Origin of the sequence: Methylobacterium sp. WL18 (assembly GCF_008040015.1) — a bacterium.
Lineage (GTDB): Bacteria > Pseudomonadota > Alphaproteobacteria > Rhizobiales > Beijerinckiaceae > Methylobacterium > Methylobacterium mesophilicum.
In genome coordinates, this window is sequence record NZ_VRVD01000002.1 from 1 (window position 1) to 16194 (window position 16194).

Below are 16194 nucleotides of genomic sequence, written 5' to 3' on the forward strand. Positions count from 1 at the left end.
CATCCAGCCCATCGGAAAGCAGCCCGCCCGCGGCGCCTGCGCGGGCGGGCTGCTTTCCGATGGGCTGGATGGTGTGGTGAACAGGAACATCCGGGCGCGCATGGGGTCTGAGGACACCGTGAACCTGCGCCGCTTATGGTAAACAACTCCTCAATCGACGGTGCGCCCTGTCAGGTGCGATTCTCTATCTTCAGCAGAGAGCCACGCCCGCTCTCCTCGACGCCTGGAACGATAGTGGAATGCGATCCGGGACCCAGCAGGGAAAGCGCCGCGTAGCGGCACGCTCCTGGAGGGACATAGTCGCTTCGCGTTGCCTCGTGCTGGGTCCCGGGCCGCATTCCGCTGGCGCTGCATGCGCCCGGGACAGGGGCTGTGCGAAACGTCCAATGCTCCGCTGCGCCCGCTTCAATCGAGCTTTCAGGATCCGGTGAACTCCGCCGCACCCTTGGGCCGGCGCATCTGGAACCGGGTTTCCGCGGTGGCGTGGAAGTAGTCGAAATATCCGCCGCGCATGATCGGATGCATCGCGGCGGTGTCGACCATGCCGTCCGATACGAACCGCTCATCGACGTAGATCGACACGACCTGGCCGATCACCAGGAAATTCTCGGCCTCGCCGCCGCCGAGCGGCACCAGCGGGACGGTCTGGAGCCAGCGGCATTCGAGGGCGGCAGGCGAGGCCGCCACCCGGGGCGGGCGCACCTTCTGCGAGGGGGCGGTCTCCAGGTTGGCGAAGGCGAATTCGCTTTCGCCTCGCGGCAGGGGCGCCGAGGAATCGTTCATCCCGTCGCGCAGGTCCCAGGTCGCCAGGCTGCACACGAACTCCGCACCCTCCTCGGCGAAGGTCATGGCGTCCTTCCGGCCCGAGGACGAGAACGCCACCATGTCGTCGGCGACCGCGTTGAAGAACGAGTAAGGCGCGAGGTTGAGCTTGCCTTCGCGGCTCATGGCACTGATCCAGCCGATCGGGCGTGGCGCCACGATCGCCTTGAGGGGGTTGTGCGGGAGCGCGCGGGCCTCGCGCGGGACGTCGAGATCGTAATGCACGGATGCGCCTTCTGAGTCGGGACGCACTCAGAGATAGGTCACGATCTCCGAAAGACTCGGCCGCGGACGGTCGGACGGCACCTCGCGGGCCCGGCCGATATGCACGAAGCCGGCGAGCTTCTCGGATGGCGCCAGGCCCAGAGCGTCCAGCACCCGGCGATCGTAGGCGTACCATTCCGTCAGCCACGACGTGGCGAATCCCGAGGCGTTGGCCGCGACCACGAGGTTCATGGTGGCGGCACCGACCGAGAGCAGCTGCTCCCATTCGGGGATCTTCACGTGCGGGCCCGTGCGGGAGACGACCGCGACGGTCAGCGGCGCGTGCATCAGGCGGCCGCGCTCCTGGGCGAGCCGCTCCGGGCTCGCATCGGGGTTGTCTGCCGCGAACGTGGCCGCGATGATGTCTCCGACCCGCTCCCGCGCCGCGTCGGCGATCACGATGAACCGCCAGGGCGCCAGCTTGCCGTGGTCGGGCACCCGGGACGCCACGGTCAGGATGGTCTCGAGCTGCGCGCGGTCCGGCCCCGGGCCGTCCAGCAGCAGCGGCGGGACCGAACGGCGCGTCGTCAGGAGGTCGAGGGTGGCAGTCATGCGTCCTGTCCCGCGGATGAATCGGGACCCGGATGTGGCACGCACGGGCACCCGGGGGAAGACCGTGCGGCCTTGCCGCCGCCATGGTCCGGAGGCACAGGCGGAACCGGACCGGGACTTGATGAGGATTCGACCGATGCGCACGAGGCTTGCCGCGATGGCGTTGGCAATTCTCTCGCCCGCCCTCATGCCCGCGGATGCGCGCGCGCAGCAGGGCGTGTTCCAGAACCGCCTCGGCGACCCCCTGCCCTCCCCGTCGATCACCAGCCCGACCTTGCCGCCCAACATGCCGCCGGCCGAACCGGAGGCGCAGCTGTCCCTGTCGGCGCTGTTGTCCGGAGCGGGGGTGCCGCTGCGCAAGGGCCTGGCCTGGCGGATCTACGAGGATCGCGGCGACGGCACCCGGCCCTCGATCGTCGGCCGCTCCATCGAGGCCGAGCCGAACTTCACCCTGCCCCCGGGCGCCTACGTGGCGACCGTCACCTACGGCTTCGCCAGCGCCTCGAAACGCATCGTGATGGGCGGACAGCCGGCCACCGACACCCTCCGGGTCGCGGCCGGCGCGCTGAAGCTCGCCGGCGCCGTCGGCGACCAGAAGATCCCGCCCGCCCAGGTGGTGTTCTCGGTGTTCGTGCCGGTGGGCACTAATTCCGAAGGCCGGCTCGTGCGCTCCGGCATCAAGGCCGGGGAGATCCTGCGGCTGCCGGAAGGCACGTATCACGTGGTCTCGACCTACGGGGAATCCAACGCGATCCAGCGTGCCGACCTGCGAGTCGAGAACGGCAAAGTCACCGAGGCGACGCTCAACCACCGCGCCGCCACCGTCACCCTCAAGTTGGTCGCCGCCTACGGGGCGGAGGCCTATGCCGGCACCGCCTTCTCGGTCCTCACCCCCGGCGGCGACACGATCCGCGAGGCGATCGGCGCGTTTCCGCAGGTAACCCTGGCCGAGGGCGACTACGTGCTGATCGCCCGGCATGACGGGCAGGTCTACACCCGCGAGTTCAAGGTCGAGAGCGGGATGGACCGGGACATCGAGGTGGTGGCGAAAGCCGGCTGAGCGTTCAGTTCAGGCCATCCGCCGCGCCAAAGCCACGCAGGCCGCGACCGCGAGCGCCGCCCCGATCATCGCGGGCTGGATCCGCTCGCCCAGCACCAGTGCGGCGATGCCCAGCCCCATGAACGGCTGCAGGAGTTGGAGCTGCCCGATCGCCGCGATGCCGCCCCGGGCCAGCGCCCGATACCAGAACACGAACCCGATCAGCATGCTGAACAGGGCGACGTAGCCGAGGCCGACCCAGGCCGGCAGCGGGATCGCGCCGGGATCGGCCGGGCGCAAGGCCAGCGCCAGCGGCAGGGAGAGCGGCAGCGACAGGACGGTGGCCCACACGATCACCTGCCAGCCGCCGAGCCGCCGCGCGAGCTTACCGCCCTCCGCATAGCCGAGGCCGCAGACCAGGATCGCCGCCAGCATGAAGGCGTCCCCGGGCCCCGGCGGCCCGTCGAGGCCGCGCGCCGCGAAGCCCACCGTCACGAGGGCGCCCAGGATCGACAGGATCCAGAACGCCGCGGAGGGGCGCTCGCCCGACCGCAGGGCGCCGAACACGGCGGTGGCGAGCGGCAGCAGCCCTACGAAGACCGTCCCGTGCGCCGCGTTGACGGTGCGCAGGGCGAGCGCGGTCAGGAGGGGGAACCCGACCACCACGCCCGCCGCCACGATGGCGAGCGCCCCGAGGTCGCTCCTGTGGGGCCAGGCCTCCCGCAGGATAAGCAACGCGGCGGCTCCCGCGAGCCCGGCCAGGGCCGCCCGTGCGGCGCTGAGGAAGAGCGCGTCCATGCCGGTGAGCGCAAGCCGGGTCGCCACCAGGGAGCCGCTGAAGATCGCCACGCCGACCAGCCCGTCGATCCACGCGCCCGGCTTTACCGAGGCCAGGTCCCGCCCGGCGCCTGGGTCGGTCAATGCCGTCGATGCTTGCCCGGATCGTGCCACGACTGTCCCCTCGGTCTTGATCCGCCGGGACATGCGCCTGCTGTGCGTGCTCAGATAGGGACGGTTCGGGCCGGACGAGCCGAACTGTACCGGCCGCGCGGCAGGACACGTGCGGTGGCCTGACGATCCGGCCGGTCGGTTCCATGTTCAGGCGATTAACATTTCTGCGATCACGCGGAACGATGCGTGCAGGTCGGCCCTTTCCCCGCGCCCATCCCGGGCCGCTGGAGATCTCGATGCGTCGCCTCGTCCTCGCTTCCCTCGCCGCCGCTGTCCTCGCCGGACCCGCCCTCGCCGCGAACACCACGCCCCCGACGGTGGCCCCCAAGTTCGAGAGCGTGCCGCAGGACGCTGTGCTGAGCTACAACCTGATCGGCCTCAACATCACGGACGCCGAGAACAATACCGTCGGCGAGATCAAGGACATCGCGATCCACAACGAGAAGGTTGTCGGCTACATCGTCTCGGTCGGCGGCTTCCTCGGCATGGGCGAGCGTTACGTCGCCGTGTCGCCGGCCTCCGTGGCCCTGGGCTACGATGCCGACGCCAAGAAGTGGAAGGCGATCATCGGCGCCACCAAGGAGCAGCTGAAGTCCGCGCCGGAGTTCAAGTACGACGGCAAGTTCAAGCGCTGAGCGTTCGACGGGGCTGCCGGCGGCATGGGCTGCCCGGCGGCCCCGGTTCTTCCGAATCACCTCGGCGCTTAATCGCAGCGGAGGCTTCGAGGGATACGTCGGCACGGCGCAGTCGAACAGGCGCCCGATCTAGTGCGAGACCCGATCCGCCTGCAGAGCCTCACGGGCCATCCGGTTGACGAGTGCGTCCCGCTTGGCCTGGCGCAGGATGATGCGGGCCGCCGCTCTAGCGTTGGCGGCGCGCAATGTCGCCTGAGGCCCCCCTTCGCGCAGCACGCGAGATGCCAGAGCCCGAAACCATTTCACGTTGGCGAGCGCTGCGGCTCTCCGGCTGATCGGGCCGCCGACGTCCAGCGGCTTCTCTACTGTGGCAGCGGCCATTGGCTCAATCCTGGACTGCTTTTCGCCACTTGTCCGCGAATGAGACAAGAAATGGCGATGCTGCTCAGACTCGGCAATAGTGATGCCGGCCGACCATTTTAGAAAACGACACAGATCAGGGGCCCTGACGGTGCGCGGACGCACGGGCCCGTTCAATGCCACCTGAGGCCGACTCAGGCGGTTCGGGCAGCCACGCCGGCGCCGGTACGGACAGCGGGCTCGGCGTCGCTGGGCCCCTGGCCGCGGATCAATCCGTCATGGGGCGTTTGGGGAGAGCTTGGTCGCAGGAGCCTGGGCCTCACGCCCGGCGTCGTCCTCGCCTCGTACTGCGAACGGGGCTGCAGCTCCGAAGCCGATGACGGCGTCGTCGAGAAGCGTATCGAGCCTGTCGGCGACCCAGGTCGCGCCGTCGAGCATGGATGTCAGGATGGCGTGCATCGCTTGCCTCCCCGCGCAGGGTATCTGGGCCGTCTGGGGCGACGGAGCGCCGGGTTGCCGGGCGTTCCGTCGCCGGGTCGGATCGCATCAGACGAAGTGAGCCGGCAGGGCGAGGCTCAAGGCCTGGACGTAGGAGCCGGCCAGGACCGCGAAGGTGGCGATCGTCGCGGCGGCGGCAATGGTGAGGCGGGTTGCGAGGGGCATTGGAAGTCTCCATCAGGTCCGCGAATGTGTTCGCGGTGTGACCCTGATGTATGCCTAAGCTTTCCGGGCGGGCGTGCTCCGGCACACCTGGGCCGCGATCGATTTTGTCCGCATTCGGCTCAGCGATTGCGCTGAAGCAGGCTTGCGGCGGCGCCCAGGCTCGAGCCGACGGCGAGAACCGCCAGCAACGTTGCGACGCGTGCTTCGGTCGGGCTCTGCTGCAGCGTCAACAACTGGAGCAGGTCCCGGACGATCAGCAAACCGCAGGCGACCGATCCCAGCGCGGCCAGGAAGGCCAAGACCTTGAACAGTGCGGGATACGCGCAGCCGCCGGGCGAAGTCCGCAATCTGGTTCTGGCTCCCTCCTGGACGAGCGGCGGGGTGTCGGCATGGTCAACCGATCGTTGCTCGGAACGCGAAACGTCGCTTGGGCCGACGCGCGCACCGGTTTGGACTCCGCGCATCGGGCCGGCGATCCTGGCGGCCCGCCGTTCAGGCCGCCCGCACGGTGGCGAGGAAGCGGCCGACCTCGGCGGCGAGGTGTTCGGACTGCCGCGAGAGTTCCGATGCCGCGCCCAGCACCTCGCTCGCCGCCGATCCGGTCTCTTCCGCGGCGCTGGCGACGCCGGTGATGTTGCTGGTCACCGCCCCGGTCCCCATGGCGGCCTGGCTGACGTTGCGGACGATCTCCTGGGTCGCCGCGCCCTGCTGCTCCACGGCGGCGGCGATCGAGGTGGTCACGCCGCTGATCTCCTGGATCCGCGCCGCGATCGAGCCGATCGCCGTGACGGCTTGGCCGGTGGAGGCCTGGATCCGGGCGATCTGGCCCGAGATCTCCTCGGTGGCCTTGCCGGTCTGCTCGGCTAGCGCCTTCACCTCGGAGGCGACGACGGCGAAGCCGCGTCCGGCGGCGCCGGCGCGGGCCGCCTCGATGGTGGCGTTCAAGGCCAGCAGGTTTGTCTGGCCGGCGATCGACGAGATCAAGCCGACCACGTCGCCCACCCGGGCCGCCGCCGTGCTGAGCTCCTGCACCAGCACAGCGGTCTGATCCGCCTCGCTGACGGCGCGCTGCGCCAGGCTGGCCGAGCCGTCGACCTGGCGGCCGATCTCCTGGACCGACGAGCCCAGCTCCTCGGCGGCGGCCGCCACGGTGTTGACGTTGCTGGCGGCCTCCTCGGCTGCGGCGGCCACCGCGCCGGACTGCGCCGAGGTCTGGCCAGCCATGGCCGACATCGCCCCCGCGGTTGCCTGAAGCTCGGTGGCGGAGGCCGAGACGAGGCCGATGATGCCGCCGACCGCCTGCTCGAACGTCTCGGCCATCTGGCGCATACCGGTCTTGCGCTGCGCCTCGGCTGTGAGCCGGGCCTCGGCCGTCTCGGCCTCCAGAGCCTTCATCTGGATCAGCCCGTCTTTGAACACCTGCACGGCGTCCGCGATCGTGCCGATCTCGGTGCGGTCGCCCTGGTGCGGGATCGTCGCCGACAGGTCGCCGGCGATCAGGGCTTGCATCGGCTGCACCACGGACCGGATGCCGCGCGTGACACCCAGGACGATCACCGCCCCCGACAGGACCGAGAGGACCAGGGCGAGCCCGATCGCGATCAGGGTCACCGTACGGGTCTCCTCGAACACCACGAGCCCCTGTGCCTCGGCGGCGCTGGCGCCTTCGTTGTTGAGGGCGATCAGCTTCTCGAGGGTGGTGGAGACGGCACGACGGGGCGCGAGCCCGTTCGTCTCGTAGAGCGCGTAGGCCTGCGCCTTGTCGCCCCGGCGCGATAGGGCCAGCACCTCGTCCCGGACAGCCCGGAAGGTTTCCGACGCACGGCTCAGCGTCGCGTCCAATGCCTGCTCTTCGGGCGAGCTGATCAAGGTGCGATAGAACTTGGTCTTATCGTCCACGGACTTGTCGAAGTTGCCGATGTCCTTCTCGATGGTGGCCAGCAGGGCCGGATCGGTCGCCTGCGTGTGGCGCAGGAGAAGCCCGCTGCTCCGCGCCGTCAGCGTATTGATCTCGCTCAGCGTCCTGATGCTCGGCAGCCAGTTGGTCTCGATGGCGACGGTCTGATCGCGCAGCTTCTGCGTGCTGACGAGCCCGAGTATACCCAGGCCAACCACGAAGACGGTCAGGATGGTGAACGCCACGATCAATTTCGTGCGGATGGAGACAGATTGCAGCGTCACGGCACCCTCGGAATGCAGCGGAATAGCAAATTTGCGCAGGCTGCAGCCGCGAATGCTTAACCAACAGATGTTAACAACCGCTGATTGCTCTGGTCCCGTAATTACGGACGAAGCCCAACGCGGTATGGACGGAGTTGGCCGTGCTGGCCCGCCGGGAGATCAGAATCGGACACCCGCGCGGGTATATTCAGGGTTTCGCGATGGCGCGATCGGCAAGATGCCGGAACTCGCTCGGCGCCATCCCGTATTTGTCCTTGAACCGCCGGGAGAAATGCGCCTGGCTGGCGAAGCCGCAGCCATAGGCCAGGGTGCCGAGGGACAGGTGTCGGCAGCCCGGGTCGGCCAGGCGCTTGGCCGCGGTCTCCAGCCGGCGCTGCCAGATCCAATCGGAGATGTGTTGCCCGTGCTCATGGAACAGTTCCTGAAGGCGGCGCAGCGACACGCCGACGGCCGCCGCGAGCTGGGGCGGGTCTAGGGTCAGGTCGCCGAGATTGGCCTCGACATGGGACTTGGCCCGCTGGACCACGACGGTGCCGTGCAAAGGCCGGGGAACCTCCTTGGCCAGGCGCTCGGCGATACTGGCCGCGATCAGGTCCACGGCGATGGCCGACATCCGCTGGGCGACGTCGGCCGTGAGCGCGGTCTCGACATGCAGCAACGTGTCTAGGAACGTCGTCACCAGCCGAGCGCTGCCGAGGTCCCGTCCGATGGTCAGGGCCGAGAAGTGGCGGGCGTCCCCGAGCAGGCTTTCGAAGCGCTCTCGGGGGATTTCCAGGAGCAAGGATCGGGACGGTCCGGACGTCTGTCGGACGGACGGGCTCGCCCGATCCAGGACCGCGATCTCACCGGGCTGCACCACGGCCTGGCGCCCGAACTGCTCGCACACCGACGTTCCGGACAGCTTGACCGTCACGGCAAGCGTGTCCCGTTTGTGGTTTCGCCGAAGCGTGGCCGGGGTCGATTCGACCCGCACGGCGCTGAACGTCGAGCGGGTGATCAGCAGCGACCCGAGATCGGTCCCTTCGAACAAGCCGTGGAAGGGACCATCGTCCACCCGAAGCAGTTCGGCTGGCATCAGGCGGCTCGTGGCAAAATCCCTCCAGAGATTGAAATTCGTATTGGATCGATCACTGATAGCTGAAAAGATGATTTTCATCGAATCGCAAGTCGTCTCGGCAATCTCGATCCAGGATTGCCGCATTATCGATCAGCGCACCTAAAAATGGTAGATCCGAATTAATTGGTCTAAAAATCAGATATTTACTGTATTCAATCTTTTAAGATTCGTGCGAGATTTTTGTATTGGAAATAAAATTTCGATCACTGGCATTGGGCGGAATAATCGTCACCCTTTGTAGTGGCTGTTTTGTATGAGTTAAAACGTCGCGCAGAAGAAGGCCGTTATCTGCGCGCTGTGGCCCTCGGCAAACCCACGCGGCGATGCTGTGTGGCTCTACTTCGGAATGTCAGTCGGTATCGATCCTGGGATGGCCGGGATCGGGTCGCTGCACGGGGGCCTGCAACGCCGGCGGCAGCGCTGGCCCCGATTGGAGCGCCTCGTCCGCATTGTCGCGCATCGGAGGCCCCCGGCGCGACGGGGCTGTCTGTCACCTGCGCCATGTCATCGATAGAGGCGGGAGCGATCAGGTCCGTCGTCGTCCTTGCCTCGAGGCGTCCCGGCTTGGCCGGTTCAGGTTTCGAGCGTGGCGGCGCGATCGATCAATCCGCGATCGGAGGGCCGGCCTCGTCGGGGGCCTGCCGCGGCAACGGCCGGGGCTTGCGCGCCGGCTTGGCCGGTTGGACGGTCCGAACCTGCGGGGGCGTTTGCACCGCGGGTCGTTGCGGCGGCCGCGGCGGCCGGGCAATCGGAACGTTCCTCAGCGCGGTATCCGGCGTCTCGGCCGCGGGGGCGGCGGGGCTCGACGGCTGCGCGACGGCGGCCCGATTGTGCGGCACCGCCCGCTGCGGCTGCGGCGGGGTGACTGAGGCGGGGCCGACAGCCGCGGTCTGTGGCGCCGCCGTGCAGGTCTGGCCGCAATTGCTCACGACGGCCTCCACACTCTTGCCGTCGATCATCGCGGACACGATGCACCGGCTCGGATGATAGACGAGCTCGTACTGGAACCGGCCCTTCTCATCCGAGTCAGTGCGGAACTTGTCCTCCAACACCACCGGCATGTGCGGACGCTCCGTCGTCCCGATGATGTAGAGCCGGCCCGTCGCGATCGCCGCGAGGGTGATCTCCGGTGCCGCCGAAGCGGGCCCGCACCACGCCAGGGCACCTGCCCCCGCCGCGGCGACAATCGAGGCGAAACGAACCAACCGACAAATCTCCGAGTTCAGCCCGCGATATGCGAAAGCCAGACCATCTTCAGGCGGAGATAGTTCTAAACCCGAAATTGCATAGGTAGAACGAATTGTCTTCAGCGCTGTCGCCAAAGAATTGATTTCGTTGTGAATGGGTTGCGGCGCAACGATGCCAAGCCGATACGCCCCATCGGCGCCTGCGCGGCGACGATCCGACAAAACAGATTGTGAGGAGCGTCCTGGGAAGTCTTGGTGGGCGCACTAGGGTTCGAACCTAGGACCCGCTGATTAAGAGTGACCTGCTGCGGCCTTACGGAAGCAAACGCTGCATAACAATCAGCCGGAATTTCCGCAATCATTGCTTGTCCTTAGCCGCAAAAGTTCGTTAGCGTTATAACGCGATCACACGCGATCACACGCGACCAAACGCCCTCAGTCTGTTACGTATATGTTACGTGGAGCTGCACACCATGGCAAGGCCTCTGACCGCGCGCTTTATCGAACAGGTCAAGCCCGAAGCACGTGTACGCGAGATCCCGGATGGCGGGCTTCCAGGCCTGTATCTTGTTGTCCAGCCCTCTGGAACTCGCTCCTTCACGCTGCGCTATCGACATATATGCCGCACCCGGAACATGACCTTAGGGCGGTGGCCAGCGTTTTCGCTCGGCGATGCCCGTGAAGCTGCCCGTGTGGCGCTTCGTGCTGTCGCAGAAGGACGTGATCCAGCTGGCGAGAAGCGTCACGCCAAAAGCGACGATTCGACTCTTTGTACGGAGGTCGGCCGCCTTTTTATTGAACGCGATCAGCGTCCGGCAAATCGAACCTGGAAGGAAACGGCTAGGCTTCTAGGCCTTCGCTCCGTTGATGATCGCCTCGTCGTCATCCGCGGCGGCATCCTCGATCAGTGGTCTGGCCGACGTGTCGAGGAGATCCGGCGCCGGGACATCATCGCCATCCTGGATGTCCTCAGCGCCCGACCGGCAACTAAGCAGAATACCTTCGCCGCCCTGCGCCGGTTCTTCAACTGGGCCCTAGCGCGCGACCTTATTGCGACGAGTCCGTGCACCGGAGTAGAGGCTCCTCAGCCTACACCAGCGCGAGATCGCGTTCTAACCGACGATGAGCTGGGGTGGTTCTGGTCAGCCTGCGATACCGTTGGCCCCCCCTTCTCCACGCTCTTCAAGCTTCTCTGCCTAACTGGGCAGCGGCGTGAAGAGGTGGGAGGTATGCGGTGGTCCGAACTGCAGGGTAACGCCTGGACCATTCCGGCCGCACGGGTGAAAAATGGGCGCCAGCACTCGTTAATTCTCCCCGCGCCCGCCTACGCGCTGATCGCAGGCGTACAGCAAATAGGAGGCTGCCCCCTCGTTTTCTCAACCACAGGGAAAACTCCCGTGTCGGGCTACTCAGAGGCCAAACGGCGCCTCGACGTGGCAATGCTGAGAAGGGCACGAGAACATACTGGTCGGATAGATCTGCAGATTGCGCCGTGGCGGCTGCACGATCTGCGCCGCACGACCGCATCAGGAATGGCGAAGCTCGGCATCGCCCTTCCAACCATCGAGAAGGTGCTGAATCATGTCAGCGGATCCTTCGGCGGGATTGTTGGAGTTTATCAGCGGCACGAATTCACCGCTGAAAAGGCAATTGCATTAGAAAGATGGTGCGAGCACGTCACTGCGCTTTCCAACAAATAATTATAATGTAAATGTGGTGACATAGCATGGTAATTTCCCGCGAAGAAGTAGTAAAAGAGATTGTAAATCTGCTTCAGCCTGCTTCATTACCTGAGGATGAATTGGCGAAATCAGTTTTGGCAGAAATTGACCGCAAGGCTGAAGAAGACGGCCATTTCGATTATTTTCACGGTTCCAGCTCTTTATCCACGCGGAACAGACGCGAACGATTGGGTTTAATTGAAGAAGTAAGTGCATCTGCAACAAATTTTCTGAGATCTTTAGATGCATTGGCAGGCGAGGATCGTGCGGTCATGTTCGCGTACCTAAAGCAGTCTGGCGTTGTCCTGCGCGAAGAATTTTACGAGATGCTAAAAAGACTTATCGAAGTTGCCGAACAGCAAAAAATATATTGTTCATTGGGGCGAAGCGGGGGCGCCATAGAAGCGCGCGCCGATATGGATAGAAAGAAAATTTGTGCAATATTTGCACTAAGCTTACTACGTACATATCATACCGGGAAAATATCTCGAGGATGCCGGCGATACTTGGACATAACCGCCGTTTTAATTGAACATTTCGAGCCGCTCGAGACATCAGATGTGCGGAGGGCATGCGAAGAAATGTTTAACCTCCTCTGCGCGCACGAACAGGATGACCGCTAAGCAGGCTGTTCGTGCGTGCGGTTCTGCGCGCTACTGTTAGGGTGCTGAGCGTCGCTTTAATTTGAAGTGAGTGCTTAGCATGAACTCTCAGCAGTCTAATCAATATCAGCATTACACCTTAAGCCAACTCTGTGAGCGCCTTAGATGTTCGCCCATGAGTGTTTGGCGATACCGTCACGATCCAAAGTGGAGCTTCCCGCGCGCGATTCAGGTCGGGCGGCGACTACTGTGGCGAGTCGATGAAATTCAGGGATGGGAAGAAAATAGAAGAGTTATTTAAAATAATTTCAGCAAAATATTGATTGTTTTATCTCGTATATCAATGAATACTGGCGGGACATACGGTAGTTTTCTTTAAGCGCCTGCATGAAGACCTGCAAATTCTCATTATTTTACGGCAAATTTGCTTACGACATTCAGAAGTCGCGTCTCTTCGGCGCGAGAGTGTGCATGCGCGCCTAAAAACCATGCTCGAAAAAAGGTGGATTTAGCTATGTCTGGAAATAACAAATCTATCACGGAACAAAATACCCCTGACACGCAAAAATTATATGCGGCCGCCACAAATAAAAATAGCGGGAACCCCAATGAATCACGAAGGCTACCCCGTGATAACCCAATGCTCTGTGCGCGACGTATCCATATAACATTTACAGATTTTAGGTTTATCTACGATCAATTTCATGAGGGACGCAGGGAATTAAATATAGCTGAAGTCGAGAATAGGATCTGGGCCTTTCTCGATAAATCCCTTGACGAATCCGGGAATCCTTTCAAGCCTAGACTCCGAGATGTCAAGGAAATTCTGTCTGCTCTAAAAGCTGCGGCAGACTTACGGAATGGGAGGCCGCAGTGAATAAAACAATGCAAAGCATCGTCGGCATTGCAGCCGAATATATAAAGCGCGGGTGGTGCATCATACCTATACCAATTGGCGAAAAGGCTCCCATCATAAAAGACGGGCCGAATTTTCGGATCCGCGCAACGAAACTGGAGGAGCATTTTGGAACGGGATGCAACATTGGTGTCATTATGGGGGAGGCAAGCGGCGGGCTAACCGACGTTGATCTTGATTGTAGCGAGGCCTTGTGTCTAGCGCCGGGCATTCTACCAGTAACAAATGCGCGTTTTGGACGATCTAGTAGACCTTTATCTCATTATCTTTATATTACCGACCTGGCCGAGACACGTAAGAAGGGCACCATTTCGTTTAAAGATCCGACCAACGGCTCAATGCTTTTGGAAATTCGCATCGGGGGTGTAGGAGGAACACAGACAGTCTTTCCGGGCTCAAGGCATGCGTCGGGGGAGCGGATCGAATGGGAGCGCTCAGGAGACCCGACGCACGTAGCAGGTGCCGAATTGTTACGCCGCGCCGCTATCTGCGCCTCGCTCTCGCTCCTCCTTCGATACTGGCCCGATCAAGGCTCCCGTCACGATACGGCTTTGGCGCTAGGAGGTTTTTTAGCTCGGTGTAATGAGGCCTTCCGAGAGAATGCACCTAACGTCGTTGCTAAGCTTGCGGAGCTTGCCGGGGACGATGAAGTCGAGGATCGACGCCGTGCCGCAAACGATGCTGTGGAAGCTTTCAAGAGGGGAGAAAACACCTACGGTTTACCGAAATTGCAAGAAATATTCGGTGAAAAGCAAGCGAATGCTGTTGCGAAATGGCTTGAGTACAATTCTGTAAATTCGGAAATTCAAATCGATGATACTGCGCTGCTTATCAAAATCAACGCTAAATATTGCGTCGTTGACATAGAAGGCAAAAATTGTGTGGTCGCATTTAAAAGAGACAGGGTAGGCCGAACCAAGCCTGTTTATTACACTTTTGAAGCATTTAAAGGGCTGAACGATCATATCAAGGTTGGGCGGCAAAAAGCGGGATCCTGGTGGCTCTCTCACCCAAATCGGCGACAGTACGACGGTATCACGTTCGCCCCAGGCATGAGGGGGGAGATCTGTGAGGCGCCGGGGCTGCTGAACCTGTGGCAGGGCTTCGGCATCAGTCCGCGCCGAGGTGACTGGTCGCTGATGGAGCGACACATCGATGAGGTGCTCGCGGGCGGAAACGTACACCACGCTTTGTATATCAAAAAGTGGTTGGCCTGGTCGGTGCAAAGCCCAGGTGAGCGCGCAGAGGCTGTACTTGTGTTTAAGAGCGACGAGGAGGGCGCGGGGAAGGGGACGTTGGGCAACGCGATTATGCGTATATTTGGAACGCACGGGCGTCGCGTAGACCGGGCCGACCACCTGACCGGCAAGTTCAATGCACATCTGCAAGATATCTGTTTTCTTTTCGCGGATGAGGCGTTCTGGCCCGGTGATAAGTCGGCAGAAGGTGTATTGAAAGGCTTGGTGACGGAGCCCACACGCCTCATCGAGCCGAAAGGCATTAACCCCTACGAAGTAGATAACTGCCTGCACATTATGATTGCTTCGAATAACGCGTGGACAGTTCCAGCGGGGCCGACGGCGCGGCGCTTCGCAGTGTTCCGGGTGTCAGCATGTCGCGTTGGGGATGACAAGTGGTTTAGGGCCATCCACGAGCAACTCGATAACGGCGGGCGTGAGGCGATGCTCTTCAGTCTACTCAACATGGATCTTGGCAAGTGGCACCCACGCGACGACGTGCCGAGGACGGCCGAGCTTCTCGTTGAGAAAACTAGTACTCTAAGCCCAGAGCAGAAGTGGTTCTTAGGAGTGCTGGCGAACGGGCGCCTGCCGTCCTACCCGCCTCTTTCCGGAAACGAATGTGTGACCCAGTACCTTTACGAGGACTACGTCACGCATGCAGGAAAAACCGGAGCGCGCTTCAGATCCATCGAGGTGCAAATCGGAAAATTTCTGAAAGATCTACTTCCAGGGCTGAGGAAGGTTGAGCGTCGCTTCAAGGCGAAGGGCCGAGAGAAGCGGGGGAACGTCTACCAGTTCCCATCCCTCCCTGCGTGCCGACGCGAGTTCGACAAGTTACTTCAGCAGGATTGGCCATGGGAGCAGCCTGATGACTGGATGGATCCTGATAATGATTCCGAAGAAGCTGATGACGGGCATGAGTTTTGATGTCGAAATTAGTGACGTGATGCGGGTGGGGAATATCGAATTGGTTGACCGACATCCCGGGCGCGGGGATGCGGCGCGCTAAGTAGTTGATGATAATAGCAAAACGGCATATGCGACATCTGCGATATCTATTTTACAGCAATAGATACGCATCCGATTATTTATGCGTCCGCAGGACTCGCAGCGATGTCGACGATTTCTCTATCGCAGATATCGCAAATGCCGCAACTTCTTGTTTATCAAGCACTTAATAGACTGAGAGCTAGGGCGAAAAAATGCTGCGCGATCAGCAGATATTGCACAGTTCTGCTTGAGTTCGGCGTCGCCAAAGTGCCTTGTGCGGAGTTCGTGCAGACAAAGCCTGCTATGTTGGGCTTCTACACCTGAAGGAAGATTTGGCCATGGACCTAACGCACTTGATTCAGCCGGTAATTTTCGCGTTCGGTTTGGGGAATACCGATGGCTCGTCCCCGCACTTAACGCCACGTGCTAATCAAGAACGCCGCCTGCCTCGACATCAGCGAGCTGTTTCGAACATGGCATCTCCATCAAGGCCAAGCGGTAACCGGATCGGCCGACCTCGTGCATCATCCTGGCCGCACAAACGCTGGCTCTTTGAACGTCCTTTCCGACCTAACGGAGGGGCAACCTCCGTATATTTATATCACTTTCGTCGTCCGTAACGGCCGAGTTCAAGAGCAGCGTATCGCCATCTATTCCTTGCCCCGCCCTCCTTTCGGTGGCCGCCGCTGGTTTTTCATCTGTCCGCTGATTGGGACGCGGGCCTGCCGGCTTTACCTGCCCCGCGGGGCCGAACGCTTTCTTTCCCGAGAGGCGCACAAACTTCGCTACGCGGTTGAGCATCGGGCCCAGGATGCCAACGACATCGCTCGAACCTGCCGCCTCTACGCACGCATCGCGGGTGAGGCTCCGCCAAATGGAGCGATCAGTCCCCCTCCCCTTCGGCCAAAGGGCATGCACCCGACAACCCATGCTCTGCTGACCGACCGCCTGAT

The 16194-nt window shown here is 62.4% G+C and carries 14 protein-coding genes; 5 read left to right on the plus strand and 9 right to left on the minus strand.

Annotated features, from left to right (window positions below):
• Positions 1-417: 417 nt before the first annotated feature.
• Both FV228_RS00255 and FV228_RS00260 read right to left on the minus strand, forming a co-directional pair.
• A complete protein-coding gene (locus FV228_RS00255; RefSeq protein WP_147852749.1) occupies positions 418-1047 on the minus strand; it encodes a flavin reductase family protein in 630 nt (209 codons plus the stop codon).
• A 27-nt stretch (positions 1048-1074) separates the two neighbouring features.
• Positions 1075-1638, minus strand: coding sequence for a nitroreductase (locus FV228_RS00260; protein WP_147852750.1), 564 nt, complete (start codon positions 1636-1638; stop codon positions 1075-1077).
• Positions 1639-1774: 136 nt separating this feature from the next.
• Between FV228_RS00260 and FV228_RS00265 the strand changes: the two genes are divergently transcribed.
• The gene (locus tag FV228_RS00265; RefSeq protein ID WP_147852751.1) at positions 1775-2698 is read left to right on the plus strand and encodes a hypothetical protein; all 924 of its coding nucleotides are present in this window, start codon (positions 1775-1777) and stop codon (positions 2696-2698) included.
• A gap of 9 nt (positions 2699-2707) precedes the next feature.
• Here the strand turns inward: FV228_RS00265 and FV228_RS00270 are convergent, their stop codons facing one another.
• Positions 2708-3598 carry a DMT family transporter gene (locus tag FV228_RS00270; protein ID WP_246693770.1) on the minus strand — a complete coding sequence of 297 codons (891 nt, stop codon included), beginning with the start codon at positions 3596-3598 and terminating at the stop codon, positions 2708-2710.
• A gap of 266 nt (positions 3599-3864) precedes the next feature.
• Between FV228_RS00270 and FV228_RS00275 the strand changes: the two genes are divergently transcribed.
• Entirely contained in the window at positions 3865-4263 is a 399-nt protein-coding gene (locus tag FV228_RS00275; RefSeq protein ID WP_147852752.1) for a PRC-barrel domain-containing protein, read from the plus strand.
• 129 nt (positions 4264-4392) lie between these two features.
• Here the strand turns inward: FV228_RS00275 and FV228_RS00280 are convergent, their stop codons facing one another.
• The 6 genes from FV228_RS00280 to FV228_RS00310 all read right to left on the minus strand — a co-directional run bounded on the left by FV228_RS00280 (position 4393) and on the right by FV228_RS00310 (position 9789).
• Entirely contained in the window at positions 4393-4644 is a 252-nt protein-coding gene (locus FV228_RS00280; RefSeq protein ID WP_147852753.1) for a hypothetical protein, read from the minus strand.
• Between the two features lie 255 nt (positions 4645-4899).
• Positions 4900-5082, minus strand: a complete 183-nt coding sequence (locus tag FV228_RS00285; RefSeq protein WP_147852754.1) for a hypothetical protein — start codon at positions 5080-5082, stop codon at positions 4900-4902.
• Positions 5083-5405: 323 nt separating this feature from the next.
• Positions 5406-5750 carry a hypothetical protein gene (locus FV228_RS00295; RefSeq protein ID WP_147852755.1) on the minus strand — a complete coding sequence of 115 codons (345 nt, stop codon included), beginning with the start codon at positions 5748-5750 and terminating at the stop codon, positions 5406-5408.
• A gap of 28 nt (positions 5751-5778) precedes the next feature.
• The gene (locus FV228_RS00300; protein ID WP_147852756.1) at positions 5779-7467 is read right to left on the minus strand and encodes an MCP four helix bundle domain-containing protein; all 1689 of its coding nucleotides are present in this window, start codon (positions 7465-7467) and stop codon (positions 5779-5781) included.
• Between the two features lie 187 nt (positions 7468-7654).
• Positions 7655-8623: a helix-turn-helix domain-containing protein gene (locus tag FV228_RS00305; RefSeq protein WP_147852757.1), complete on the minus strand. Its 969-nt coding sequence runs from the start codon at positions 8621-8623 to the stop codon at positions 7655-7657.
• A gap of 563 nt (positions 8624-9186) precedes the next feature.
• Positions 9187-9789, minus strand: coding sequence for a hypothetical protein (locus FV228_RS00310; protein WP_147852758.1), 603 nt, complete (start codon positions 9787-9789; stop codon positions 9187-9189).
• A 440-nt stretch (positions 9790-10229) separates the two neighbouring features.
• Here FV228_RS00310 and FV228_RS00315 point away from each other — a divergent pair, with 440 nt between their 5' ends.
• The 3 genes from FV228_RS00315 (at position 10230) to FV228_RS00325 (ending at position 15178) form a co-directional block, all read left to right on the plus strand.
• A complete protein-coding gene (locus FV228_RS00315) occupies positions 10230-11471 on the plus strand; it encodes a site-specific integrase (protein ID WP_147852759.1) in 1242 nt (413 codons plus the stop codon).
• Between the two features lie 26 nt (positions 11472-11497).
• A complete protein-coding gene (locus tag FV228_RS00320; RefSeq protein WP_147852760.1) occupies positions 11498-12115 on the plus strand; it encodes a hypothetical protein in 618 nt (205 codons plus the stop codon).
• Positions 12116-12979: 864 nt separating this feature from the next.
• Entirely contained in the window at positions 12980-15178 is a 2199-nt protein-coding gene (locus FV228_RS00325; RefSeq protein WP_147852761.1) for a DUF5906 domain-containing protein, read from the plus strand.
• The last annotated feature ends 1016 nt before the right edge of the window (positions 15179-16194 follow it).

What these genes read in the sequence shown, in the direction of transcription:
- FV228_RS00260 (WP_147852750.1), bottom strand. Translation starts at nt 1,638, where the DNA reads ATGACTGCCACCCTCGACCTCCTGACGACGCGCCGTTCGGTCCCGCCG.
- FV228_RS00265 (WP_147852751.1), top strand. Translation starts at nt 1,775, where the DNA reads ATGCGCACGAGGCTTGCCGCGATGGCGTTGGCAATTCTCTCGCCCGCC.
- FV228_RS00275 (WP_147852752.1), top strand. Translation starts at nt 3,865, where the DNA reads ATGCGTCGCCTCGTCCTCGCTTCCCTCGCCGCCGCTGTCCTCGCCGGA.
- FV228_RS00280 (WP_147852753.1), bottom strand. Translation starts at nt 4,644, where the DNA reads ATGGCCGCTGCCACAGTAGAGAAGCCGCTGGACGTCGGCGGCCCGATC.
- FV228_RS00285 (WP_147852754.1), bottom strand. Translation starts at nt 5,082, where the DNA reads ATGCACGCCATCCTGACATCCATGCTCGACGGCGCGACCTGGGTCGCC.
- FV228_RS00295 (WP_147852755.1), bottom strand. Translation starts at nt 5,750, where the DNA reads ATGCGCGGAGTCCAAACCGGTGCGCGCGTCGGCCCAAGCGACGTTTCG.
- FV228_RS00305 (WP_147852757.1), bottom strand. Translation starts at nt 8,623, where the DNA reads ATGAAAATCATCTTTTCAGCTATCAGTGATCGATCCAATACGAATTTC.
- FV228_RS00320 (WP_147852760.1), top strand. Translation starts at nt 11,498, where the DNA reads ATGGTAATTTCCCGCGAAGAAGTAGTAAAAGAGATTGTAAATCTGCTT.
- FV228_RS00325 (WP_147852761.1), top strand. Translation starts at nt 12,980, where the DNA reads ATGCAAAGCATCGTCGGCATTGCAGCCGAATATATAAAGCGCGGGTGG.